The sequence below is a fragment of the Enterobacter cloacae complex sp. 2024EL-00227 genome, from assembly GCF_043945315.1.
Lineage (GTDB): Bacteria > Pseudomonadota > Gammaproteobacteria > Enterobacterales > Enterobacteriaceae > Enterobacter > Enterobacter roggenkampii.
The window spans coordinates 90,263-114,081 of sequence record NZ_JBIMQP010000006.1 but is presented as its reverse complement, the minus strand read 5'-3'; the positions used below and the strand labels follow the sequence as shown (position 1 = coordinate 114,081).

The window sequence follows — 23,819 nt, the reverse complement described above, 5'->3', positions numbered from 1 at the left end:
ACGCACTCCTCAGATAGACAGCTTTTTGACGCGCTTGCCGCCGTACAGCAGGTTCACGATGGCACGGGTGCCGACAATAGCGGTAAACATTGACGTTGCGACACCGATACCGGTTGTAATCGCAAAGCCTTTGATCGCGCCAGTACCCACTGCATACAGGATAAGAACCTTAATCAGTGTTGTTACGTTCGCATCGAAGATAGAGCTGAACGCGCCTTTATAACCTTCATCAATCGCCTGCTGAACAGAGCGACCGTTGCTCAACTCTTCTTTGATACGTTCGTTAATCAGTACGTTGGCGTCGACCGCCACCGCAAGGGTCAGAACGATACCCGCAATCCCCGGCATGGTCAGCGTCGCTCCCGGCAGCAGGGACATGATGCCGATAATCAGCACCAGGTTCGCGATCAGCGCGGAGGTCGCAATCAGACCAAACTTCTTATAGAAGAAGATCATGAACAGGATAGAGACCACCAGACCGGCCAGACACGCTTCCAGGCCCTGCTGGATGTTTTGCATACCCAGAGTTGGACCAATGGTACGTTCTTCAACAATCTGAATTGGCGCTATCAGCGCACCGGCACGCAGCAGCAGGGAGAGCTGACGCGCTTCGTTCGGGTTGTTAATACCGGTAATACGGAAGCTGTTACCCAGACGAGACTGGATATTGGCGATGTTAATCACCTCTTCCTCTTTCACCAGCACAGCACGGCCGTTTGCATCTTTCTTACCGCTGTCTTTGTACTCCACGAACAGGGTCGCCATCGGTTTACCGATGTTGTCCTTGGTGAAGTTAGACATGATGTTACCACCCGCGCTATCCAGCGAGATGTTAACCTGCGGCTGGTTGTATTCATCCTGGCTCGACGTGGAGTCGGTGATGTGGTCACCGGTCAGAATCACGCGTTTGTACAGCACAACTGGCTGACCTTCGCGGGTCTGTTTCACTTCGGAGTCACCCGGAATACGGCCAGAAGCGGCAGCAGACTGGTCAACGTTGGTATTCACCAGGCGGAATTCCAGCGTTGCGGTCGCACCGAGAATCTCTTTCGCACGCGCGGTGTCCTGGATACCCGGCAGTTCAACCACGATACGGTCAGCACCCTGACGCTGTACCAGCGGCTCGGCCACGCCCAGTTGGTTTACACGGTTACGCAGAATGTTGATGTTCTGCTGAACGGCATATTCACGCGCTTCTTTCAGGCGCGCATCGGTCATCACCGCGCGCAGCTGGTTGCTGCCCTGCGAGGAGATCACCAGGTCACGGTGACGTTGGGTCAGGTAATCTACAGCCTGATCGCGCGCCGCGCTGTCGCGGAACGTGATGCTCATGCCGTAGTTATCTTCTTTACGCACGGTGGTGTAAGCGATGCCTTTATCACGCAGATCGCTGCGCAGGCTGTCGATATTCTGTTCCTGCAGCTTGCCGAGCGCGGTATCCATATCCACTTCCATCAGGAAGTGAACGCCACCACGCAGGTCAAGACCGAGTTTCATTGGCTCTGCATTCATCGCAGCCAGCCAACGCGGGGTTGCAGGGGCAAGGTTAAGCGCCACGACGTATTTATCACCCAGCACGCCCATCAGCGCTTCACGTGCGCGGAGCTGCGTGTCGGTGGTGTCGAAGCGAGCAAGAATTGCGCCCTCTTCCAGTGCCACAGACTTAGCGGTAATTTTTTCTTCTTGTAACGTTTTCTGGACCTGGATCAGCGTTTGCTCACTGGCGGCGACACCGCGCGCGCCAGTGATTTGAACAGCCGGATCCTCACCATACAGGTTGGGAAGCGCGTACAGCAGGCCGACGAGAATCACGACGACCAGCATGATGTACTTCCACAAAGGATAACGGTTTAACACGGCAGTTCCCTTTGGGAAAAGTTGGGATTACAGCGCCTTCATGGTGCCTTTCGGCAGAACGGCAGCTACGAAGTCACGTTTGATGACCACTTCAGTGGTGTCGTTCAGGGCGATTGCAATGTAGCCACTTTCAGCCACTTTGGTTACGCGACCGACCAGACCACCGTTGGTCAGCACTTCATCGCCTTTCGCGATGGAGTCCATCAGCTTTTTGTGCTCTTTGGTGCGCTTCTGCTGTGGGCGCAGGATCATGAAATAGAAGATCAGACCGAACACAACCAGCATCAGAATCAGAGACATTGGGCTGCCCTGCGCTGGAGCGCCTGTTGCTGCTACCGCATCAGAAATAAAAAAGCTCATTCAAATTCCCTCATTATTAAAATTAATCAACGTTCAACGGTGGAACATCCCGCCCCTGACGTTGGTAGAAATCGGTCACGAAGCTCTCTAATTTACCCTCTTCGATAGCCTTACGTAAACCAGCCATTAAGCGCTGATAATAACGAAGATTATGAATGGTATTGAGACGCGCGCCCAAAATCTCGTTGCAACGATCGAGATGATGCAGGTACGCGCGAGAATAATTGCGACAGGTATAGCAATCGCACTCGGAATCGAGCGGGCTGGTGTCACTCTTATGCTTCGCGTTACGGATTTTCACCACGCCATCGGTAACGAACAGATGGCCGTTACGCGCGTTGCGGGTTGGCATGACGCAGTCGAACATATCAATGCCGCGGCGTACGCCTTCAACCAGATCTTCCGGTTTGCCCACGCCCATCAGGTATCGTGGTTTATCCGCCGGGATTTGCGGGCAGACGTGCTCCAGAATGCGGTGCATGTCTTCCTTCGGCTCACCCACAGCCAAACCGCCGACAGCGTAGCCATCAAAACCTATCTCTACCAGACCTTTAACAGAGATATTGCGTAAATCTTCGTAAACGCTGCCCTGGATAATGCCGAACAGCGCATTTTTGTTCTGCAGGGAGTCAAAACGGTCACGGCTACGCTTCGCCCAGCGCAGAGACATCTCCATGGAACGCTTGGCGTAGTCCCAGTCGGCCGGATACGGCGTACATTCGTCGAAGATCATCACGATGTCAGAGCCGAGATCGTACTGAATCTCCATTGATTTTTCGGGATCGAGGAAAATCGGATCGCCGTTGATCGGGTTACGGAAGTGAACGCCCTGCTCGGTGATCTTGCGGATATCGCCCAGGCTGAAGACCTGGAAACCGCCGGAGTCGGTCAGGATAGGGCCTTTCCACTGCATGAAGTCGTGCAGGTCGCCGTGGAGCTTCATGATCTCCTGACCCGGACGCAGCCACAGGTGGAAGGTATTGCCGAGGATAATCTGCGCGCCAGTGGCTTCAACTTCTTCCGGCGTCATCCCTTTTACGGTGCCGTACGTGCCCACAGGCATAAACGCGGGGGTTTCCACCACGCCGCGATCAAACACCAGGCGACCGCGGCGCGCGCGACCGTCGGTGGTATCGAGTTCAAATTTCATTTTTTCTCCGACGTCAGAAAAACAGTCCAACGTTGTAAAACGGTGCCGCGGACTTATTCCCCGACACGCTCATTCAAAGCCTGCGGATTGTACGTGATAAACATCGCGTCCCCGTAGCTAAAAAAGCGATATTTTTGTTCTACCGCAGACTTGTAGGCATTCATCGTATGCTGATACCCCGCGAACGCAGAGACCAGCATAATCAGCGTCGATTCAGGCAGATGGAAGTTGGTCACCAGCGCGTCAATCACTTTGTACTGGTAACCCGGGTAGATAAAGATCTGCGTATCGCCAAAGAACGGCTCAATCAACTCGCTTTTCGCGGCCTGCGCGGCGCTCTCCAGCGAGCGCACCGACGTCGTACCGACCGCCACGACGCGGCTACCGCGCGCTTTCGCCGCCAGCACCGCGTCCACGACATCCTGCGGCACTTCAGCATACTCAGAGTGCATGATGTGGTCTTCAATGCTGTCCACGCGCACCGGCTGGAAGGTTCCCGCCCCGACGTGCAGCGTAACAAACGCCATCTCAACGCCTTTCGCGCGCAGTTTTTCCAGCAGCGGTTCATCAAAGTGCAGGCCTGCCGTCGGGGCCGCGACCGCGCCAGGCTTCTGGCTGTAGACGGTCTGGTACAGCTCGCGGTCAGCCTCTTCGTCCGGACGCTCAATGTACGGCGGCAGCGGCATGTGGCCGATGGCGTTCAGGATATCAAGCACCGTGCGCTCGTCGTTGAACTCCACCTCGAACAGCGCGTCGTGGCGCGCGGTCATGGTCGCCTTGATGCTCTCGTCATCGCCCAGCAGCAGCTCCGCGCCCGGCTTTGGCGCTTTGGATGCGCGAATATGTGCCAGAATACGTTTATCATCGAGCATACGTTCGACCAGCACTTCAATCTTGCCGCCGCTGGCCTTACGGCCGAACAGGCGCGCCGGGATCACGCGGGTATTGTTAAAGACCAGCAGATCGCCAGGGTTGAGCTTGTCGAGCAAATCGGTGAAAGTACCGTGCGTCAGCTCGCCCGTTGGCCCATCCAGTGACAGTAAACGACAGCTGCTGCGCTCAGGCATGGGATAGTGAGCAATCAGGGATTCAGGTAGTTCAAAGGAGAAATCGGCGACGCGCATGACGTATACTCGTGACTTAAAAACAGGCGGCATAGTCTAGTGCTCACACCCTTTTGCTGCAACAACTAGCCGCCCCCGGACAAATAAAACGCATGAATTTTCTCGCTCACCTGCATCTCGCTCACCTCGCTGACAGCTCCCTGTCCGGCAATTTGCTGGCCGATTTCGTACGCGGCAACCCCGCGGAAGCGTACGCCCCTGAGGTTGTCGACGGGATTTTTATGCACCGCCGCATCGACGTGCTGACGGATAAGCTGCCGGAAGTGACGGAAGCCAAAGCGTGGTTTCGGCCGGAAACGCGACGCGTCGCACCGATCACGCTTGATGTGATGTGGGACCATTTCCTGTCGCGCCACTGGGCACAGCTCTCGCCGGAGCTTCCCCTGCCGGAATTTGTGCGTTATGCCCATCAGCAGGTGTCGATCATTCTGCCCGACTCGCCGCCGCGCTTTGTGAATCTGAATAACTACCTGTGGTCAGAGCGCTGGCTGGAGCGCTATCGCGAGATGGATTTCATTCAGAACGTGTTGAATGGGATGGCGAGCCGTCGCCCGCGCCTGGATGCGCTGCGGGATTCCTGGTATGACCTGGATGAACATTACGATGCGCTGGAGACCCGCTTCTGGCAGTTTTACCCGCGCATGATGGCGCAGGCGAAAAACAAACAGCTCTGACAGAATTCGTATTGATAGGTAAAAGCTGGCGGAACGATTGTCACCACCTCTTTGTCTTATCCATGAACACTCTCTATACTGGCTCGCGTTGCGTTCCAAATAACCTTAGTATCTACAGGAGAATCATATGGTTCTGGTAACTCGTCCGGCTCCGGATTTTACAGCTGCAGCAGTTCTGGGCAACGGTGAAATCGTTGAAAACTTCAACTTCAAACAGCACACCAACGGTAAAGCGACCGTTCTGTTCTTCTGGCCAATGGACTTCACTTTCGTTTGCCCGTCTGAGCTGATCGCGTTCGACAAACGTTATGAAGAATTCCAGAAGCGTGGCGTGGAAGTGGTTGGCGTCTCCTTCGACTCTGAGTTTGTACACAACGCATGGCGTAACACCCCTGTCGACAAAGGCGGCATCGGTGCGGTGAAATACGCAATGGTTGCGGACATCAAACGCGAAATCCAGCAGGCTTACGGTATCGAACATCCGGACGCTGGCGTTGCACTGCGCGGTTCCTTCCTGATCGACGCGAACGGCATCGTTCGTCACCAGGTGGTGAACGATCTGCCGCTGGGTCGTAATATCGACGAAATGCTGCGCATGGTTGACGCGCTGCAGTTCCACGAAGAGCACGGCGAAGTGTGCCCGGCTCAGTGGGAAAAAGGTAAAGAAGGTATGGCTGCTTCCCCAGACGGCGTAGCTAAATACCTGTCTGAGAACGTATCCAGCCTGTAATCGGCACGGTTTACGAGAAAGGCCCGCTTATGCGGGCCTTTTTTTATGCCTTGCGCTGCGTTTCCCGCCAGATGCGCCAGGCCATGCCCGCCAGCAGGAGCACGCCCGCGATCAGCACGCCCCACACCAGCAGGGCGTTCATCCAGCTCGCCCGCTCGCCTGCAGAGGTGGCGTTTAGCCGCCCCTCACCGCCCAACGCGACATCATCCAGAATATCGGCCTGCGGCAGGTTCGGCATATCATAGGTCTTGCGCAGATCGGCTGGGATCAGCATGTCAGGTTCCACCTGTGCAGGCTTTGCGGCGCCGTTGCCCCAGGCGAGCACGTACGGCGCTTTACCCTGCGCGTTGAACACCAGGTCATAGCGGTCGCGATGCCCCGTGACGCTCGGCAGGTATTCTGGCAGACGCGCATTCAGCGTCGTGATTTTCACGGCCTGCACCAGGTCCCCGTTAAGCGAAACCGGTCCGGATGTTTTCCCCTCCAGGCGGTAAATCACCTCTTTTTTCAGGGGATGCCATGTGTCTTTTTCCGTACGCCGCCACGCGATCTCCACGGGAAGGACGCCATCGCCGTTCAGCGAGATGCTAACAGCGCTCAGCGGCTGCGGACGCGTCCAGCGCCACTGCGCTTCGGTTGTCGATAACAGCTCCCCTTTCCCCTCAAGATTGATCTCTTCCGGGGCCGCCTGCGCAGGTACGCTGATTGCGTTTACGCCGGTCAACGTTACCCCCTGGCTCTGCGTATTCAGCACCACCATGAGATAGCGATTCGCCTCGGGAGATAAAACCGTATCGGTATCGATCCGATCGAGCTTAAGGCGATCCTGGCCGCTGGCGACGTCCAGCAGCGGCATATCTTCGCGAAGGGTATACCAGCGCTTAAGATCCTCGCTGTAATAGACCGACGCCGTTCCCTGCCACGGCGTCTGCGGGGTATTCCAGAGCAGCTGCAGCTGGGATATGGCCAGCTCACCCGACGTCTGCTCCGGCAAGCTCAGCAGGTAATGTTGCCCGGCTGCGGCGGCTTTTTGCCCCTCCAGCACAATCTCAACGCCGTTTCGGGAACGGAGCCGGATCTTATCGCTGTCACCGGCGTCTGAGGCAGCCGCGAGCGGCGAGGCATCCAGCGGAAAGAGGCGCAGCGCCGTGGATTGCGCTGTGGCCTGCGGGCGCGTCGCGGCGATCAGGCTAAAGGGAACCGGCTCACCCGACTGGTTAAAGACGCGAACATCATGCAGATCCGCGGATGTGCTCTGCTCATAGACGGCAAGCGGCAGCATCACTCGATACCACCGGGAAGGAACGGACGTGTCGAGTGAACGACCAAAGGCGTAGTCCCGTGGCGATTCCGTTGGTACTTCGTCGCAGAACGCCGGGCCGGAAAGCGCCAGCAGCGCGGTACACGCTACCGCTTTCATCCATTTCATTTTTCATCTCCTGTTTTTGGCGGTAGCGGCGAGAAATAGCCCACTATCAGTACCAGTATCGCCACGCCGATAAACGCCACCGCGCGCGACAGACCGCCTCCGCCCGCGCTGTCCACCAGCATCAGTTTAACCATCACCACACCCAGCAGCGCGGCCCCGCAGAGCCACTCCTGCCGGGAAGCCCGACGGGTGGCATGGATCATGACCACCAGCGCACTCAGCATCCAGAACAGGGCAAAACTGGTCTGGATAAGCCGCGAATCCCACAGCGATGCCATATTCCAGGCCACGTCGCCGTACCAGGCCAGGGCGCGCATCAGCGCACCGTTCAGCCACCAGAAGCCAAACGCCATGAGCGCGACGCCAGGCCACGGACGCGCTTGCGCAAGCAATGCCGGGTAGTAGCGGTCCACCGCCCGATAAAAGACCACCAGCCCCAGCAACGCGAACGCTGCGCCTTCCTCAAGCGGGTTTACCAGCGGGAGCCAGGTCTGGCGATAGACCACGCCGTCCTGGAAATTGGTCACCACCAGCAATACCAGCAGCGCCACGACGGCAGGGATCGGAGCCAGACACGCATAGAGCGCAGGCCATTCCCGGAACGGCCACGCGCGACGCCGTACCGCAGCAGAGAGCGCCATAATCACCCCGCCGCCTGCGGCCATCGCTAATCCGCTGCCCCAGGCCGCCATGCCCCACGGCAGAGACCGGGCAAACCAGTAAAGCTCGGCGGCCAGCGCCAGTAAAATCATCCAGCACAGAGACAGATGCAGCCCCGTCGCGATACGTGGCAGAACCCTTTCACCATCGCGCCGCAACAGCATCAGCGCGGCAGGAAGCGCAACGCACCAGGCCAGGTTTGACCAGCCGGCGGCAACGATCTGCTGATGCCAGATCTGATACCCCACCATCAGCAGCATAACCGGCCACAGCAGCCATTTGCTGGCGTCCAGCTCTCGCCACGCCAGTTGAGCGGCCACCTGCCGCCAGCCCCAGGCCGACGCCGCCGTCAGCGCCAGCACGCCCGCCAGAACCGGTAATTCTTTCGTGAGTACAAGCTGCGACGCACCCAGCTGCGCTACCAGCCAGAACAGCAGCCCGCCTGCCAGCAGCGCCCAGCTGACCGGCAGAAAAAGAGTCCGCCACAGCCAGGCCGCTGCCAGCCAGCAAAGGCTGAGGATGGCGAAGATAAGGAGCAGGCTCAGCGACGTAACGCCGTCCGTTTGCGCCCACAGCGCGCTGCCGAGGGCCAGCACCAGCAGCGCCGTCCCGCTATAGCTCATGCGCCGCTGGTGCTGCTGCACGCCCAGCCAGAGAATACCCAGCCCCTCCAGCGCCCAGGCCATTGCCGTCCAGCGCGCCGACAGCGCCAGCGGAATGGCGAGCGTGGCGAACCCGCCGCCGATCGCCAGTGCAGCCATGACCAGCGGCCGTCCGAGGGAGGGATAGCGCCGCAGCGCGAGGTATGCGAGGGTGAGATAAAATGCGCCGTATCCCAGCGCGCTCAGCGCCGGACCATAGTCCCAGTGCTGCGTCATACCATACTGCATCCCGAAGCCGATCAGCGGCGGGGCAAACAGCAGCACGCCGTCAACGATCTGCTTCCCTTTCTCCTGCGCCCGCAGCGACAGCGCCACGCTCAGCACGCCGAAAATCAGCGTATTGGCAATCAGGAACAGCTGGCAGATCCAATAGTCTTCAGGCTGGTAGTCATTCAGCCCCCACAGGCCGCCCACGCCGAACGTGAACAGCAGCCCGAGCAGGTTCAGCTCGCGCCAGTGCTGCCAGATGCTGATAGCAAGAATGCCGATGGACAGCAGGAGATAGAAAGAGAACAGCGCGACAAAGCTGCCGCCCCCGGTAGACAACAGCAGCGGCGCAAGGTAGCCGCCGAGGCTCGCCAGCATGGCAAGGCTCAGGGCCTTCTGCAGCACCGCCAGCCCGACGCTCGCCGCGCAGATCACCACCAGCAGCGCAAAAGCCAGCGTCATCGGCAGCATTTGCCAGAGCCGGAAGGCGCCAAATACCGTCAGGTAAAGCACCCCGGTCGCCCCGCCCTGGAGGATCAGCGCATAGACCCGCTGCCTGTGCCGCAGCCGCCACCCAATCGCCAGCAGAACAACGGCAAACAGCGCCGCTGCCACGAGGCGCAGCTCAAGCGGGAACAGGGAATGTTCGACGGTATAGCGCAGCAGGAAAGAGAGGCCGAGGAAGAGCAGCAGAATGCCCAGCTTCGCCAGCGGATTGCCCTGCATGAACCAGCGCGCCAGCGACGTCAGGATGCCGCCAAAGGCTGAAGGCTGTTTTGCCGCAGGGGTCGGGGCCTGGGAAGAAGCGGGTTCTGCCACCGCTGCGGGAGTATCGGGTCGCCAGGGGTCGACAGGCGCGGGAGCGTCCTCCACCACTGGTGCGGTAATTGCCTCCGGCGCGGCGGTCTGCACCGGTTCCGACGCGTTCTCAGGCACGCCGCGCTGCTCAAGCGCCTCTATGCGCTGGCGTAGCCGGGCGATCTCCTGCTGCGCCGCCGTACTGCGATTAAACCCGATAACCGCAAGCACGGGCGCAACCAGCAGCGCAAAAACCAGGAATAAACAGCCAAGGATGTAAAGCTCGTCCATGTTTCCACCTTCACCGTAAACGATCTGTTAAGATTGACACAAATCGTTGCATTTGCGCCATCTTAAAGGTGGAAACAATCGCGTATTAGCTGCCGAACCAGATCGTCGCGGATATTGCAGGCAGCGCCAGCACGCCGTCCTGTATTGTCGCCTTGCCCTCTTTGCTCTTCCACGCAGCGACATTCAGCAGCGGTGAATCATCCAGCACCACTTCGCAGGCCTCGCCCCGGTTGATCGCCACCAGCACGCGCTGCTGGTTATAAACGCGGGCAAAGACCACGACGTTATCATGAGCGTATACCACCTGGCAGCCGCCGTAGCGCAGGGCAAGACTCTGCTTACGCAGCTTCGCCAGCCGCTGATACAGGCTGAACAGCACTTTGTCCTGTTTCTCTGGTGCCCACGGAAAGGTTTTGCGGCAGAACGGATCGTTGTTGCCGTCCAGCCCCACCTCGTCTCCGTAGTAGATGCACGGCACGCCCGGCCAGGTGAAGAGCCAGGTCACCGCCAGCGGCAGACGCGCGACATCCTTGCCCAGCAGGGATTTAAAACGCGCGGTATCGTGGCTATCGAGCTGGTTAAACATCCGCAGCTGCTGCTGATGCGACAGCCCGGCGCGATAGTTCTCCATCCACGCCATGCAGGTTTCCGCGTCGATATGATTTGGATCGTAGGAGATATCGGTGTTGGCGAGGAATCCCCACAGCGGGAAGGTAAAGCCGCGATAGTTCATCGCCGCATCTTCCGCATCATTCTGCAGCCACTGGCGCGCGTCACCAAAGTGCTCGCCAAAAACGAACGCTTCCGGCTGTGCGGCTTTTGCCGAGCGCGTTATGCCGGCGGCGTGCTGAAGGTTATTCCGCGCCCCGCCCGCTTCGCCGAGCATATGCACCACGTCCAGACGCCAGCCGTCCATATTCCACGGCGCCTTCAGCCAGTGTCGGACGATGCTGTCTTCGCCGCCGTAGATTTCATTAACGAGCGTTGGCGACTGGAAATCCAGCTTCGGCAGGCTCGGGTAGCCCAGCCAGTCCAGCGCGCGGCCCTCCTCGTTAAAGCTGTACCAGTCGCGCTGCGGCGAATCCGGGTTATGACATGCCCCGCCCATCGACTGGTTATGCCGATCAAACCACGCATGCGAATCGCCGCTGTGGTTGAACACGCCGTCCAGGATCAGGCGCATCCCCTCTTTTTGCGTATTCTTACGCAAGCGCAGCAGCGCCTCATCGCCGCCAAACTGCGCGTCAACGTGGCGATAATCTTCGGTATCGTATTTGTGTACGCTCGGGGCTTTAAACACCGGGTTGAGGTATAGCGCCGTCACGCCCAGTTTTTTCAGGTACGGCAGCTTTTCGCTGATACCGTCGAGATCGCCGCCGTAGAACGTCGAGCCGCCCGCCTGCGCGGTTAACGGCTCATCCCACGCTTTCAGGATAATGTCGTGGCCCGCTGCATGGTGGTAATAGATCTTATCCTGGTCGGCAGTGCGCTTTTCGCTGCGCGCAAAACGGTCCGGGAAAATCTGGTAAAAGACCTGATCGTTAACCCACTGCGGGCCGTTATCCGGATAATCGACCGCAAACTGCTCCAGCCGTGCAGGCGGGAAACGGCTAAACCCCTGCGGGGTAAACCACAGCTGGCGGTTGTTCCACAAAAGCTTAAAGCTGTAGCGGCGGCGCGGCTGTCCGCTGTTCAGATCGATATTCGCCCGCCAGGCGGTAATACCCGGCTGCGGCTGGCTGCGCAGCTTGTGCATTTTCAACCCGGTCTCTTCGTTATCGATTTCGGCGCGGAGCGTCACGCGATCGGGCTGGTTTTCCCCCGCCAGCCAGAGCGTAATCACAAGGTTGTCTTTGTTTTGCTTAACAAATGGGGCAACCGGAAGGTGCCAGGCGTTTAACATCACGAATCCCCTCTGATGAAATTGACGTCACCTTGCCACAGGGTGGTTAAGGATAGCTCACCATGATGGGATTTATTGGGGGAGGAGGACGGGGGAGGAGTTTTTTTCGGGGGCAAAAGGGAGTGTAGGCCGGGTAAGCGCAGCGCCACCCGGCATTTTTACCTTACTGCGCTTCCGCCAGCTGACGGTCGCGGCGGCATTTGAACACCCAGCCCACCAGCAGCAGCACGATCCACGCGCAGCCCACGTAGAGCGAAATGCGGGTGTCCGGATGGTAGCCAATCAGGCCAATGATAAACACCAGGAAGATCAGCCCGACGACGGTCGTCGCCACCCCGCCAGGTACTTTGAACTTCAGCGCTTTCGCCTCATCCGGCGACAGGCGACGGCGGAAGGCAATCTGCGACAGCAGGATCATGATCCACACCCACACCGTCGCGAAGGTCGCCAGGGACGCAATCACCAGGAAGACGTTCTCCGGCATGATGTAGTTCAGATAAACCGAGAACAGCAGCGCCACGGTCATCACCACAACGGTCACCCACGGCGTGCCGCGGCGCGAGGTTTTGGCGAACACCTTCGGCGCGCTGCCCTGCTCTGCCATGCCGTGCAGCATACGCCCCACGCCAAAGACGTCACTGTTGATGGCCGAAAGCGACGCGGTCAGCACCACAAAGTTCAGAATGCTGGCAGCAAAGGCAATGCCCATATGCTGGAAGGTCAGGACAAACGGGCTACCGTTAGTGCCCACCTGGTTCCACGGGTAGATGGACATGATCACGAACAGCGTACCCACGTAGAACACCAGAATACGCATCGGCACCGAGTTGATGGCGCGCGGAATGGATTTCTCCGGGTCTTTCGCTTCACCAGCGGTAATACCGATAATCTCGATACCGCCGTAGGCGAACATCACCATCTGCAGGGACATCACCATGCCGAGCCAGCCGTTGCTGAAGAAGCCACCGTTGCTCCAGAGGTTATGGATCCCGGTCGGCTGCCCGCCGTTGCCAATCCCCCAGATGATGATCCCGAAACCGGCCACAATCATGATGATAATGGTGGCGACCTTGAAGAAGGAGAACCAGAACTCCAGCTCGCCGAACACCTTCACGCTCATCAGGTTGACGGCGCAAATGATCAGCACCACGCTCAGCACCCAAATCCAGTGCGGCACCGCCGGGAACCAGACGCCCATATAGATGCCAAACGCCGTCACGTCGGCTATTGCCACGATCAGGATTTCGAAGCAGTAGGTCCAGCCGGTGATAAACCCGGCCAGCGGGCCGAGGTTTTCCTGCGCGTAGCGCGAGAAGGAGCTGGCGGAGGGGTTATGAACCGACATTTCGCCGAGGGCGCGCATGATGATATACGCCGCCACGCCGCCGATGATGTACGCCAGCAGCACGCTTGGACCGGCCATTTTGATGGCATCTGCCGAGCCATAAAAAAGACCGGTGCCAATAGCAGAGCCCAGCGCCATAAAGCGGATGTGGCGCGTGCTCAATCCACGTTTAAGTTTGTTAGTGCTTTCCATTTAAATCTTGCCATTCAACACGAAAAAAACAAAAAACCACGGGGCCTTAAGCCCCGTGGTTAAACAGTTTGTTGCCGTTGATTAATGGGCGTTCGATGCGACCTGACGCCCTGCAGCACGGTCCCAGATAACCGCCAGAACCAGTGCAACAACGGTAGGCATCAGCCAGGCCAGGCCCTGCTCGGACAGCGGCAGACGCTGTGTCCAGGCTGGCAGAATTTCAGCGAACGCTGATGCTTTAATCCCGTCAAGGATACCAAAAATCAGGCTGATAAACATGGCTGGCGCAATAATTCGTGAGGAGTTGTTCCACCACGGGCGGGTGAAGCTCAGCACCACCAGCACGATGCACGGCGGATAGATCGCCGTCAGTACCGGAATAGAGACCTGAATCAGGTGGCTCAGACCGAGGTTGGATACCGCCATGGAGAAGATACCGAGGATAAACACCAGGGTGCGGTAAGAGAGCGGCAGGTACTGCGCAAAGAACTCAGCACAGGCGCAGGTCAGGCCAACCGCGGTAACCAGGCAGGCCAGGAAGATGAGCGCCGCCAGCAGCATACTGCCCGCACCACCGAAGGTGTGCTGGACGTAGGCGTGCAGGATAGCCGCACCATTCGCGTTCTGATCGACCAGCATCGCGCTATCGGAGCCCAGGCGGAACAGCGCCAGATACAGCAGCGTCAGGCCTACACCGGCCATCAGGCCAGCCCAGATGGTGTAGCGAGTCAGCAGACGCGCTTCGGTCACCCCGCGGGAACGCGCGGCGTTAACGATAACGATACCAAACACCATCGCGCCAAGCGTATCCATCGTCAGGTAGCCGTTCACAAAGCCGTTAGAGAACGCGGCGTTTTTATAGGCGTCCATCGCGTCGCTAATCGGGCCTGCAGGCCAGACGATAGCCGCCACCGCCAGGACAATCAGCGCCACAATTTTCAGCGGAGCCAGGAAGTTACCCACGGTATCCAGCAGCTTGCCCGGATAGAGGGAAACCAGAATCACGATAGCGAAGTAGATCAGGCTGTAGATGAACAGCGGCATCGCGCCGTCACCGGTCAGCGGAGCAATACCCACTTCAAAGGAAACGGTCGCGGTACGCGGGGTGGCAAACAGCGGACCCACGGCCAGATAGCATACGGTTGCCAGCAGAACGCCCGCCACTTTGCCAATCGGGGTGCTGAGGCTATCCACACCGCCGCCGACCTTCGCCAGCGCGATGACGGTCAGCACCGGCAGACCCACGGCAGTAATCAGGAAACCAAACGCGGCGGTCCAGACGTGTTCACCCGCCTGTAAGCCAACCATTGGAGGGAAAATGATGTTGCCTGCGCCAACGAACAGCGCAAATGTCATAAAGCCCAGCGCGATGATGTCACGCGATTTTAAGTGATGGGTCATAAAACCTTACTGCCTGTGGATGTGGTGTTGAAAACATTGAGATTTTCGCTGCCCCTGACGGGACGATACAGCCGAAAATTTGCTCAATTTTAGCGGGATATGCTCCCGTCCTGGCGTGGAGAAGAATAGTTTTTCGATTTACCACGCAAATACAGTCGGTCTGACAGTATCTGGGGGGCAATTTAAACGCTTATAACGTTTAAAGGCAAGGTGGGATCGTAAAACCAGAACAATATGCCAGCATGAAAATACACTCCAGCACAATACGCTAATTATAAGAAAAACCCATGGCTAATCATGCGAACAAAAAACAGCCAGCCGTATAAAATTCACACGCGTTTCGCTTGACTGCAAAGCAAACGGGCCAGCGATGGCTGACCCGTGGAAAGGTAAAATGACACACCTGCCGTCAGGCGATCTTTTTGGCAATTAATCGTTCCGGGATCACGAAGCTGAAGCGGGTTCCTTTACCCAGGGTACTCTGAATATCGAGACGGCTTTCATGGTGATTCACCGCGTGTTTCACAATCGCCAGCCCCAGGCCGCTTCCGCCCGTCTGCCGCGATCGCGCTTTATCCACGCGATAGAAGCGCTCGGTCAGACGCGGAATATGCTCCGGCGCGATCCCCGGCCCGTTGTCCTCCACGCTAAACTCGGCCCCCGTTGGGATATGCTGCCAGCGCACCACGATCTCCGTTCCTTCCGGCGTATGGTTTACCGCGTTATACACCAGGTTTGAGATAGCGCTACGCAGTTCATCTTCGCTGCCCAGCACCTTTAGCGTGTTGTCGACCTCAAAGGTCAGGTGATGCTTTTTGTGGCTTAACGTCTGCGCTTCACGCTCCACGACTCGCAGCATCATCGGCACATCGATGGTGTCATTCAGCGCGAGCGTGGGTGCCGCTTCAATCTTCGAGAGCGTCAGCAGCTGCTTCACCAGGCCTTCCATCCGGTGCGTTTGCTCGCGCATGGTGTGCAGCGCTTTTTCACGCGGCGCACCTTCCAGCGTTTGCTCCTGCATCATCTCCAGGTAGCCCTGAAGCACGGTCAGCGGGGTACGCAATTCGTGACTGACGTTGGCGAAGAAGTTGCGGCGCGCCCCTTCCAGCTGGTGCATCTGGGTGACATCGCGCGCCACCATCAGCCACTGCTTATCGCTGTAGGGCATCACGCGGATCTCCAGATGGCGACCGTTATTGAGCTTGAGATTGTGCGGACGGGTAAAATCACGCTTTTTCAGGTACAGCGTAAACTCGGGATAACGCAGAAGGTTGAGGATATTCTGGCCATTATCGTCCGGCCAGCGCAGGCCCAGCAGCTGCTGCGCCAGGCCGTTACACCAGAAGATCGTCCCTTCTTCGGTGGTCAGAATGACCGCATCCGGTAGCGACTCCGCACCGCTGCGAAAACGCTTAATCAGGCTTCCCAGCTCGCGGCGGCGCTTTTTATTTCGCATCTGCATCTGGTGCAGACCGTACAGCAGCGGCTCCCAGCTGCCGCTTCCGGGCGGCGGCGTCATGCTTCGGTCAACCCACAGCCACCAGGAGAGGCGCAGCAGGTTCCAGAAATGCCAGATCAGCAGCCCGGTGACCGACGCCAGCAGAAACCACGGCAGATGTCCAAGAAAGGCCCCCAGAATGAAGGCCGGAATACAGCATAAGATCAGTTCAAAGACGAGCCTTTTCCATGACAGACGTTCCAGCACGCGTCACACTCCTGTCATTGTTCAGAAACGGGTAGAAAAACGATAACCCGTGCCGCGGACCGTCTGCACCATGCGATCGTGGCCGCTCAGTTCCAGCGCTTTTCGCAGGCGGCGGATATGTACGTCAACCGTCCGGTCTTCGACATACACGTTAGTTCCCCAGACGTTATTCAGCAACTGCTCGCGGCTGTACACGCGTTCCGGGTGGGTCATAAAGAAGTGCAGAAGTTTAAATTCGGTAGGCCCCATGTCGAGGGGATTTTCACCGGTCATCACGCGGTGAGAAGTCGGATCAAGGCTCAGCCCCTGCATCTCAATCACCTCTTCCACCGCCATCGGCGAAATACGGCGCATCACGGCTTTAATGCGGGCCACCAGCTCTTTGGGGGAGAACGGTTTGGTAATGTAATCGTCCGCGCCGGTCTCCAGACCGCGCACACGATCCTCTTCTTCTCCGCGCGCCGTAAGCATCACAACCGGGATGTCGCGGGTCAGCGCTTCACGCTTCAGGTGTTTGATAAACTGCAGTCCGGAGCCGCCGGGCAGCATCCAGTCCAGCAGAATCAGATCGGGCCAGGGTTCATTCAGCTGGTTCACTGCGCTGTCATAATCTTCCGCTTCAACCGGCTGGAAGCCGTTTTGCTCGAGCACGAAGCACACCATTTCACGAATTGGAGCTTCATCTTCTACGACCAGAATACGTCTCGCCATACTTTGCCCTGTCTTATCTTATTTACGTTACAAGTTTGTAATTCGGCGCCATTATGCGTCAGATTTATGACAGATTTATGAAAAACAGTACCACTATAAATGGCAAACTGTTGTTTTATTACAGCGGTTATTTTCCCTTCTCTGAACGTTTATAATCCTGCTTTCTCTTTTTTGCCACGGATCAGCTATGCGCATACTTCACACCTCGGACTGGCATCTGGGTCAAAATTTTTACAGCAAAAGCCGTGCGGCTGAACATGAAGCGTTCCTGAACTGGCTGCTGGAAACGGCCCGGACGCATGAGGTGGACGCGATTATCGTGGCGGGAGATATTTTTGATACCGGCTCGCCGCCGAGCTATGCCCGTGAGCTGTACAACCGCTTCGTGGTGAATCTGCAGCAAACCGGCTGTCATCTGGTGATTGTCGCCGGCAACCATGATTCCGTCGCGACGCTTAACGAATCCCGCGACATCCTGGCGTTTCTCAATACCACCGTCGTCGCCAGCGCCGGGCACGCCCCGCAGATCCTGAAAAAGCGCGACGGGTCGCCCGGGGCGGTACTGTGTCCGATTCCCTTTTTGCGTCCGCGCGACATCGTGCAAAGCCAGGCGGGGCTGTCGGGCGCGGAAAAGCAGCAGCATTTGTTACAGGCGATCGCCGACTATTACCGCCAGCAGCACGCCGAAGCCTGTGCCCTGCGCGGTGACCAGCCGATTCCGGTGATTGCGACCGGGCACCTCACCACCGTCGGGGCCAGTAAAAGTGACGCCGTGCGTGACATCTATATCGGCACGCTGGATGCCTTTCCGGCGCAGCACTTCCCGCCAGCCGACTACATTGCGCTCGGACACATCCACCGGGCGCAGATCGTCGGCGGCTGCGAGCACATCCGCTACTGCGGCTCGCCTCTTTCGCTCAGCTTTGACGAAACGGGCAAAGCCAAATCCGTGCATCTGGTGAGCTTTCGCGAGGGCAAACTCAGCGCCGTCGACACGCTGGAGGTGCCCGTAACTCAACCGCTGGCGGTGCTGAAAGGCGATCTCGATGCCATCACCGCCCAGCTGGAGCAGTGGCGCGGCGTCGAGCAAGATCCCCCCATCTGGCTGGACATCGAAATCACCACCGACGACTACCTGCACGATATGCAGCGGAAAATCCAGGCGCTGACCGAAGACCTGCCGGTAGAGGTCTTGCTGGTGCGCCGCAGCCGCGAGCAGCGCGAGAAAATTCTGCTAAGCGCTCAACGCGAAACGCTCAGTGAACTGGGGGTCGAAGAGGTATTTGAACGCAGGCTCTCACAGGAGGAGATTGACGATGCGAAGCGTGCAAGGCTCAGCGAACTGTTCAGCCATACCCTGCATGCGCTCAATGATGAGGAAGAAAACGCGTGAAAATTCTGAGCCTGCGCCTGAAAAATCTCAACTCCCTCAAGGGCGAGTGGAAAATTGACTTTACCGCTGAGCCGTTTGCCAGCAACGGGCTGTTTGCCATCACCGGCGCGACCGGGGCAGGTAAAACCACCCTGCTCGACGCCATCTGTCTGGCGCTTTATCACGAAACGCCGCGCCTGAATAAAGTCTCCCAGGCGCAAAATGACCTGATGACCCGCGACACCGCCGAGTGTCTGGCGGAAGTGGAGTTCGAGGTAAAAGGCACCGCCTATCGCGCCTTCTGGAGCCAGAACCGGGCGCGCAACCAGCCGGACGGCAACCTGCAGGCGCCGCGCGTGGAGCTGGCGCGCTGCGAAGATGGCAAAATCCTGGCCGACAAAGTGACGGATAAGCTGGAGCAAACCGCCGCACTCACCGGGCTGGACTACGGACGCTTTACCCGCTCGATGCTGCTCTCTCAGGGGCAGTTTGCCGCCTTCCTTAATGCCAAACCGAGCGATCGCGCCGAGCTGCTGGAAGAGCTGACCGGCACCGAAATCTACGGTCAGATTTCCGCCATGGTGTTTGAGAAACACAAAGCGGCCCGCAGCGTGCTTGAAAAGTGCGAGGCGCAGGCGGCGGGCGTCGTGCTGTTGAGCGAAGAACAACAGCAGCAGTTACAGCAAAGTTTGCAGGCACTTACTGACGCAGAGAAAACCCTGCTGGAACAGCAGCAAAACCAACAGAAACATTTTCAGTGGCTTACGCGCCATGATGAGCTTGCGCGCGAGCAACAGCGCGTCGCCGCAATGCAGCAGCAGGCGCAACAGGCGCTGACGGACGCTGCGCCTGAGCTGGCAAAACTGCAGCTTGCTCTGCCCGCCGCCCAGCTTCGACCACTCTGGGAACATCAGCAGGAGCAAACCGCGCGTCTGGCACAAACGCAACAGCGAATTATCGAAGTAAATACTCGCTTACAAGCCAGAACCGCGCTGCGTTCACGTATTCGCAATACCGCCCTGCGTAACCACGAGCAGCTTCAGACCGAACTGACGGCGCTGGCGCAGTGGCTGGCGGAGCACGAGCGCTATCGTCTGTTAGGCCAGGAGATTGCAGGCTGGCGCGCCCAGTTCTCGCAGCTTGACCGCGATAAAACGCAGTTAGCCTCGCTTGCTGCGCGGATAGGTGAATTACGCAACAGGCTGGCTGCGATGCCGGAAAACGCGCTGACGCTAACGGCGGATGAGGTCAGCGCGGCCATGGAGCAGCAGTCCAGGTCCCGCACGCTGCGCCAGCAGCTGACGTCGCTGCATGCCCGCTATCAGCCGCTGCAAAAGCGCCTGCGCCAGACCAGTGAAAGCGTGCAGAAGGCGCAGGCCGAACAAAATAAACTCAATGAAACCCTGACGCTGCGCCGCCAGCAGTACAAAGAAAAAAACCAGCACTATCTCGACCTGAAAGCCCTGTGCGAAACCGAAGCAACAATCAAGAAGCTGGAGCATTACCGTTCGCAGCTTGAGGCGGGTAAACCCTGCCCGCTGTGCGGTTCCTGCGAACATCCCGCCGTTGAGCAATATCAGTCGCTTGAGCTGACGGATAACCAGCGCCGCCGTGATGCCCTGGAAAAAGAGGTCGTCGCCCTTAAAGAGGAAGGCCTGCTGGTGCTGGGACAGGTCAATGCCCTGACTCAGCAGATCCAGCGCGAGACAGACGACGCGAAGACGCTTTCTCAGGAAGAGCAAGCGCTCACTAAAGAGTGGGTGGCAGCCTGCACGTCCCTGAACATTACCTTGAATATTCAGGACGATATCGCGCCATGGCTGAACGAACAGGAACATTACGAGCGCCAGCTTTATCAGCTCAGTCAGCGTCTCACCCTGCAGAACCAGCTCAACGAACAGGACGCGCAGGAGCGGCAGTATCAGCAGCAGCTGGCGGCCACGCGGCAGGCGCTGGGACATGCCCTGCTCGCGCTCTCGCTTAACGCACCTGAAGAAGGTCAGGAAGCCGCCTGGCTTCAGGCCCGTGAAGCTGAATTCGCGCAGTGGCAGGAGAAGCAAACGCAGCACGGCGTGCTTCAGGAACGCATAAACGCCCTGAAGCCGCTGCTCGACGCGCTTCCGGCAGCGAACAGCAAAGACGCCGAACCGGTTATTCCTGATAACTGGCGCGCCATCCACGACGAGTGCGTGTCGCTGCAAAGCCAGCTGACCGCGCAACAGCAACAGGAAGCGCTGGAGCGAGAGCGCCTGCAGCAGTCGCAGACGCAGTTCACCGCGGCGCGCTCGGCGAGCTGCTTTGCCGACCAGGACGCGTTTCTTGCCGCGCTGCTGGATGACGATGCTATTCGCCACCTTGAACAGCTGAAACAGTCGCTGGAAAACCAGATCCAGCAGGCCGCGGCGCTGTGCGGGCAAGCGAACCAGCAGCTGCAGTCTCATCTGGCGCTGCGCCCGGAAGGGCTCGACGCCGATGCCGCCACGCTGCAAAGCCAGCTGCAGCAGCTGGCGCAACAGCTGCGCGAGAACACCACGCATCAGGGCGAGATCCGCCAGCAGCTTAAGCAGGACAGCGATAACCGGCAGCACCAGCTGGCGTTGATGCAACAAATTGAAGAGGCCGCGCGCCAGGCGGATGACTGGGGTTATCTGAACGCGCTGATCGGCTCCAGCACCGGCGACAAGTTCCGTAAGTTCGCCCAGGGGCTGACGCTGGACAATCTCGTCTGGCTCGCAAACCAGCAGCTTAACCGCCTGCACGGGCGTTATTTATTGCAGCGTAAGGCCAGTGACGCGCTGGAGCTGGAAGTGGTGGATACGTGGCAGGCGGATGCGGTCCGCGATACCCGTACCCTCTCCGGCGGCGAGAGCTTCCTGGTCAGCCTGGCGCTGGCGCTGGCGCTTTCCGATCTGGTGAGTCATAAAACGCGGATCGATTCCCTGTTCCTGGATGAAGGGTTCGGCACGCTCGACAGTGAGACGCTGGATACGGCGCTGGATGCGCTCGACGCGCTGAACGCCACCGGGAAAACCATCGGCGTGATCAGCCACGTCGAGGCGATGAAAGAGCGTATTCCGGTGCAGATCAAAGTGAAGAAGATTAACGGGCTGGGGTATAGCAAGCTGGATAAAGAATTTGCCGTGCAGTAAAGGTCCACTCCACATGTAGGCCGGGTAAGGCGTAGCCGCCACCCGGCTTTTTTATTGTGGCTGCCTGAATTCGCCCGGTGGCGCTTCGCTTACCGGGCTTACAGAGCCGTTTATTCTGGCCACAGCCACGCCGCGCCGCGCACGCCGCTGGAGTCCCCGTGGACGGCTTTGCGAATCGGCGTTTCACACTCCCCGCCGAAGACCCACTGCTTCACCTGGTTCGGCACCGTGGCGTACAGCCGGTCGACGTTGCTCATGCCGCCGCCCAGCACAATTACGTCCGGATCGAGAATATTCACCACGTGCGCCAGGGATTTCGCCAGCCGCATTTCATAGCGGCTCAGGGCCAGCTCCGCCACCGGATCCTGCGCTTCGACCAGACGCATGATCTCATTTCCCTTGAGCGGCTGGCCGCTCAGGCGGTGGTAATCGGTTGCAAAACCGGTACCGGAGATAAAGGTCTCAATACAGCCCTGTTTTCCGCAGTAGCACGGCACTTCGGTGCGGTATTTGAGTTCGTCTTCATCCATCCACGGCAGCGGGTTGTGCCCCCACTCGCCCGCGGTGCCGTTACCGCCGGTATGGGCGCGCCCGCCGAACGCTACGCCCGCACCGCAGCCGGTGCCGACGATCACGGCAAACACGGTCTGGGCACCGGCCGCCGCGCCGTCGATGGCCTCAGAGACCGCCAGGCAGTTGGCGTCGTTGGCCAGACGCACTTCCCGCTTCAGGCGCGCGCTTAAATCTTTATCAAACGGCTGACCGTTGAGCCAGGTGGAGTTGGCATTTTTAACCACGCCGGTATACGGCGAGATCGACCCCGGTATCCCCATCCCGACGCTGCCGGTTTGCCCTGTCGCCTGCTCGGCCATCTCGACCAGCCTGGCAATCGTCTCGATAGTCTGGTGATAATCATCGCGCGGCGTTGGCAGACGATGGCGGAACAGCTGCTCCCCCTGCTCGCTCAGTGCGATGACTTCTGTTTTGGTGCCGCCCAAATCGATCCCAATACGCACAAGACTCTCCTCATTATTTTGATTATCAACAGAGTAGAAGCACGCTTCCCGATTAGCAATGCAAGCGATGCGACAATTCGTTATCATGCCCGCTGATTTAACGACAAGGCCGTGGAAATTATCATGCTGTGGTTCAAAAATTTGATGGTTTACCGTCTCAGCCGCGACGTTTCGCTGCGTGCAGAAGAGATGGAAAAACAGTTAGCCGCTTATACCTTTTCCCCTTGCGGTAGCCAGGATATGGCGAAAACCGGTTGGGTTCCGCCAATGGGTTCACAAAGCGATGCACTGACCCACGCCAGCAGCACGGGTCAAATCATCGTCTGCGCCCGTAAGGAAGAGAAAATACTGCCGACGCCGGTGGTTAAGCAGGCACTCGAAGCGAAAATTCTCAAGCTGGAAGCCGAACAGGGCCGCAAGCTGAAAAAGACCGAAAAAGATTCGCTGAAAGATGAAGTACTGCACTCCCTGCTGCCGCGCGCCTTCAGCCGCTTCAGCCAGACCATGATGTGGATCGACACCGTTAACGGGCTGATCATGGTGGACTGCGCCAGCGCCAAGAAAGCAGAAGATACGCTGGCCTTGCTGCGTAAGAGCATCGGCTCGTTACCGGTCGTTCCGCTGGCGCTGGAAACGCCGATCGAGCTGACGCTGACCGAATGGGTACGCAGCGGTGCTGCGGCTCAGGGTTTCCAGATCCTTGATGAAGCCGAGCTGAAAGCCCTGCTGGAAGATGGCGGCGTGATCCGCGCGAAGAAGCAGGATCTGGTGAGCGACGAAATCGCCGTCCACATCGAAGCGGGTAAAGTGGTCACTAAACTGGCGCTCGACTGGCAGCAGCGTATTCAGTTCGTGATGTGCGACGACGGCTCCGTGAAGCGTCTGAAGTTCTGCGACGAGCTGCGCGATCAGAACGAAGATATCGACAGGGAAGATTACGCCCAGCGTTTCGACGCGGACTTCATCCTGATGACCGGCGAGCTGGCCGCGTTGATTCAGAATCTGGTGGAAGGTCTCGGCGGCGAAGCGCAGAGATAACGGGCAAACCGTAGGCCGGGTAAGCGTTAGCGCCACCCGGCTAAT

General features: G+C 58.4%; 17 protein-coding genes. 5 read left to right on the top strand and 12 right to left on the bottom strand.

Annotated features, from left to right (window positions below; all coding sequences use genetic code 11):
• Window positions 1-9 precede the first annotated feature (9 nt).
• The 4 genes from secD to queA are packed head-to-tail and all read right to left on the bottom strand — an operon-like array spanning window position 10 to window position 4,491.
• Complete coding sequence (gene secD, locus ACHH0Z_RS12510; protein ID WP_021241665.1) at window positions 10-1,857, bottom strand: protein translocase subunit SecD; 1,848 nt, start codon at window positions 1,855-1,857, stop codon at window positions 10-12.
• Between the two features lie 27 nt (window positions 1,858-1,884).
• Window positions 1,885-2,217, bottom strand: coding sequence for a preprotein translocase subunit YajC (gene yajC, locus ACHH0Z_RS12505; protein ID WP_000007630.1), 333 nt, complete (start codon window positions 2,215-2,217; stop codon window positions 1,885-1,887).
• A 22-nt stretch (window positions 2,218-2,239) separates the two neighbouring features.
• On the bottom strand, window positions 2,240-3,367 hold the full coding sequence (gene tgt, locus ACHH0Z_RS12500; protein WP_045407989.1) for a tRNA guanosine(34) transglycosylase Tgt: 1,128 nt from the start codon (window positions 3,365-3,367) through the stop codon (window positions 2,240-2,242).
• 53 nt (window positions 3,368-3,420) lie between these two features.
• Entirely contained in the window at window positions 3,421-4,491 is a 1,071-nt protein-coding gene (queA, locus tag ACHH0Z_RS12495; RefSeq protein ID WP_023326778.1) for a tRNA preQ1(34) S-adenosylmethionine ribosyltransferase-isomerase QueA, read from the bottom strand.
• Window positions 4,492-4,583: 92 nt separating this feature from the next.
• Between queA and acpH the strand changes: the two genes are divergently transcribed.
• Window positions 4,584-5,165 carry an ACP phosphodiesterase gene (gene acpH, locus ACHH0Z_RS12490; RefSeq protein WP_021241667.1) on the top strand — a complete coding sequence of 194 codons (582 nt, stop codon included), beginning with the start codon at window positions 4,584-4,586 and terminating at the stop codon, window positions 5,163-5,165.
• Window positions 5,166-5,292: 127 nt separating this feature from the next.
• The gene (locus ACHH0Z_RS12485) at window positions 5,293-5,895 is read left to right on the top strand and encodes a peroxiredoxin (RefSeq protein ID WP_008503347.1); all 603 of its coding nucleotides are present in this window, start codon (window positions 5,293-5,295) and stop codon (window positions 5,893-5,895) included.
• Window positions 5,896-5,938: 43 nt separating this feature from the next.
• Here the strand turns inward: ACHH0Z_RS12485 and ACHH0Z_RS12480 are convergent, their stop codons facing one another.
• From ACHH0Z_RS12480 to phoB, 7 genes are all read right to left on the bottom strand, one after another.
• A complete protein-coding gene (locus ACHH0Z_RS12480; RefSeq protein WP_045407991.1) occupies window positions 5,939-7,324 on the bottom strand; it encodes a DUF3999 domain-containing protein in 1,386 nt (461 codons plus the stop codon).
• Window positions 7,321-9,942 (bottom strand): DUF2339 domain-containing protein, encoded by a 2,622-nt coding sequence (locus tag ACHH0Z_RS12475; protein WP_045407993.1) that lies wholly within the window; start codon window positions 9,940-9,942, stop codon window positions 7,321-7,323. Before ACHH0Z_RS12475 ends, ACHH0Z_RS12480 begins: the two co-directional genes overlap by 4 nt.
• Window positions 9,943-10,027: 85 nt before the next feature.
• Entirely contained in the window at window positions 10,028-11,845 is a 1,818-nt protein-coding gene (malZ, locus tag ACHH0Z_RS12470; RefSeq protein WP_045407995.1) for a maltodextrin glucosidase, read from the bottom strand.
• Window positions 11,846-12,008: 163 nt separating this feature from the next.
• The gene (gene proY, locus ACHH0Z_RS12465) at window positions 12,009-13,382 is read right to left on the bottom strand and encodes a proline-specific permease ProY (RefSeq protein WP_008503261.1); all 1,374 of its coding nucleotides are present in this window, start codon (window positions 13,380-13,382) and stop codon (window positions 12,009-12,011) included.
• Between the two features lie 81 nt (window positions 13,383-13,463).
• Window positions 13,464-14,783 (bottom strand): branched-chain amino acid transporter carrier protein BrnQ, encoded by a 1,320-nt coding sequence (gene brnQ, locus ACHH0Z_RS12460; RefSeq protein WP_008503262.1) that lies wholly within the window; start codon window positions 14,781-14,783, stop codon window positions 13,464-13,466.
• Window positions 14,784-15,192: 409 nt separating this feature from the next.
• Window positions 15,193-16,488: a phosphate regulon sensor histidine kinase PhoR gene (phoR, locus tag ACHH0Z_RS12455; RefSeq protein WP_045371764.1), complete on the bottom strand. Its 1,296-nt coding sequence runs from the start codon at window positions 16,486-16,488 to the stop codon at window positions 15,193-15,195.
• Between the two features lie 21 nt (window positions 16,489-16,509).
• Window positions 16,510-17,199 carry a phosphate response regulator transcription factor PhoB gene (gene phoB, locus ACHH0Z_RS12450; RefSeq protein ID WP_008503265.1) on the bottom strand — a complete coding sequence of 230 codons (690 nt, stop codon included), beginning with the start codon at window positions 17,197-17,199 and terminating at the stop codon, window positions 16,510-16,512.
• Window positions 17,200-17,386: 187 nt separating this feature from the next.
• Between phoB and sbcD the strand changes: the two genes are divergently transcribed.
• Together sbcD and sbcC are read left to right on the top strand one after the other, a co-directional pair.
• Entirely contained in the window at window positions 17,387-18,592 is a 1,206-nt protein-coding gene (sbcD, locus tag ACHH0Z_RS12445) for an exonuclease subunit SbcD (protein ID WP_039023723.1), read from the top strand.
• Window positions 18,589-21,720, top strand: coding sequence for an exonuclease subunit SbcC (gene sbcC / locus ACHH0Z_RS12440; RefSeq protein WP_045407997.1), 3,132 nt, complete (start codon window positions 18,589-18,591; stop codon window positions 21,718-21,720). The genes sbcD and sbcC overlap by 4 nt, the downstream gene beginning before the upstream one ends.
• A 110-nt stretch (window positions 21,721-21,830) precedes the next feature.
• On the opposite strand, the gene mak is transcribed toward sbcC, so the two are convergent.
• Complete coding sequence (gene mak / locus ACHH0Z_RS12435) at window positions 21,831-22,736, bottom strand: fructokinase (protein WP_045407998.1); 906 nt, start codon at window positions 22,734-22,736, stop codon at window positions 21,831-21,833.
• Window positions 22,737-22,859: 123 nt separating this feature from the next.
• On the opposite strand from mak, the gene rdgC reads away from it, so the two are divergent.
• On the top strand, window positions 22,860-23,774 hold the full coding sequence (rdgC, locus tag ACHH0Z_RS12430) for a recombination-associated protein RdgC (RefSeq protein ID WP_008503269.1): 915 nt from the start codon (window positions 22,860-22,862) through the stop codon (window positions 23,772-23,774).
• Window positions 23,775-23,819 lie beyond the last annotated feature (45 nt).

Excerpts from the sequence above, each read along its gene's own strand:
- yajC (WP_000007630.1), bottom strand. The coding sequence starts at position 2,217 with ATGAGCTTTTTTATTTCTGATGCGGTAGCAGCAACAGGCGCTCCAGCG.
- tgt (WP_045407989.1), bottom strand. The coding sequence starts at position 3,367 with ATGAAATTTGAACTCGATACCACCGACGGTCGCGCGCGCCGCGGTCGC.
- queA (WP_023326778.1), bottom strand. The coding sequence starts at position 4,491 with ATGCGCGTCGCCGATTTCTCCTTTGAACTACCTGAATCCCTGATTGCT.
- acpH (WP_021241667.1), top strand. The coding sequence starts at position 4,584 with ATGAATTTTCTCGCTCACCTGCATCTCGCTCACCTCGCTGACAGCTCC.
- ACHH0Z_RS12485 (WP_008503347.1), top strand. The coding sequence starts at position 5,293 with ATGGTTCTGGTAACTCGTCCGGCTCCGGATTTTACAGCTGCAGCAGTT.
- ACHH0Z_RS12480 (WP_045407991.1), bottom strand. The coding sequence starts at position 7,324 with ATGAAATGGATGAAAGCGGTAGCGTGTACCGCGCTGCTGGCGCTTTCC.
- ACHH0Z_RS12475 (WP_045407993.1), bottom strand. The coding sequence starts at position 9,942 with ATGGACGAGCTTTACATCCTTGGCTGTTTATTCCTGGTTTTTGCGCTG.
- malZ (WP_045407995.1), bottom strand. The coding sequence starts at position 11,845 with ATGTTAAACGCCTGGCACCTTCCGGTTGCCCCATTTGTTAAGCAAAAC.
- proY (WP_008503261.1), bottom strand. The coding sequence starts at position 13,382 with ATGGAAAGCACTAACAAACTTAAACGTGGATTGAGCACGCGCCACATC.
- brnQ (WP_008503262.1), bottom strand. The coding sequence starts at position 14,783 with ATGACCCATCACTTAAAATCGCGTGACATCATCGCGCTGGGCTTTATG.
- phoB (WP_008503265.1), bottom strand. The coding sequence starts at position 17,199 with ATGGCGAGACGTATTCTGGTCGTAGAAGATGAAGCTCCAATTCGTGAA.
- sbcD (WP_039023723.1), top strand. The coding sequence starts at position 17,387 with ATGCGCATACTTCACACCTCGGACTGGCATCTGGGTCAAAATTTTTAC.
- rdgC (WP_008503269.1), top strand. The coding sequence starts at position 22,860 with ATGCTGTGGTTCAAAAATTTGATGGTTTACCGTCTCAGCCGCGACGTT.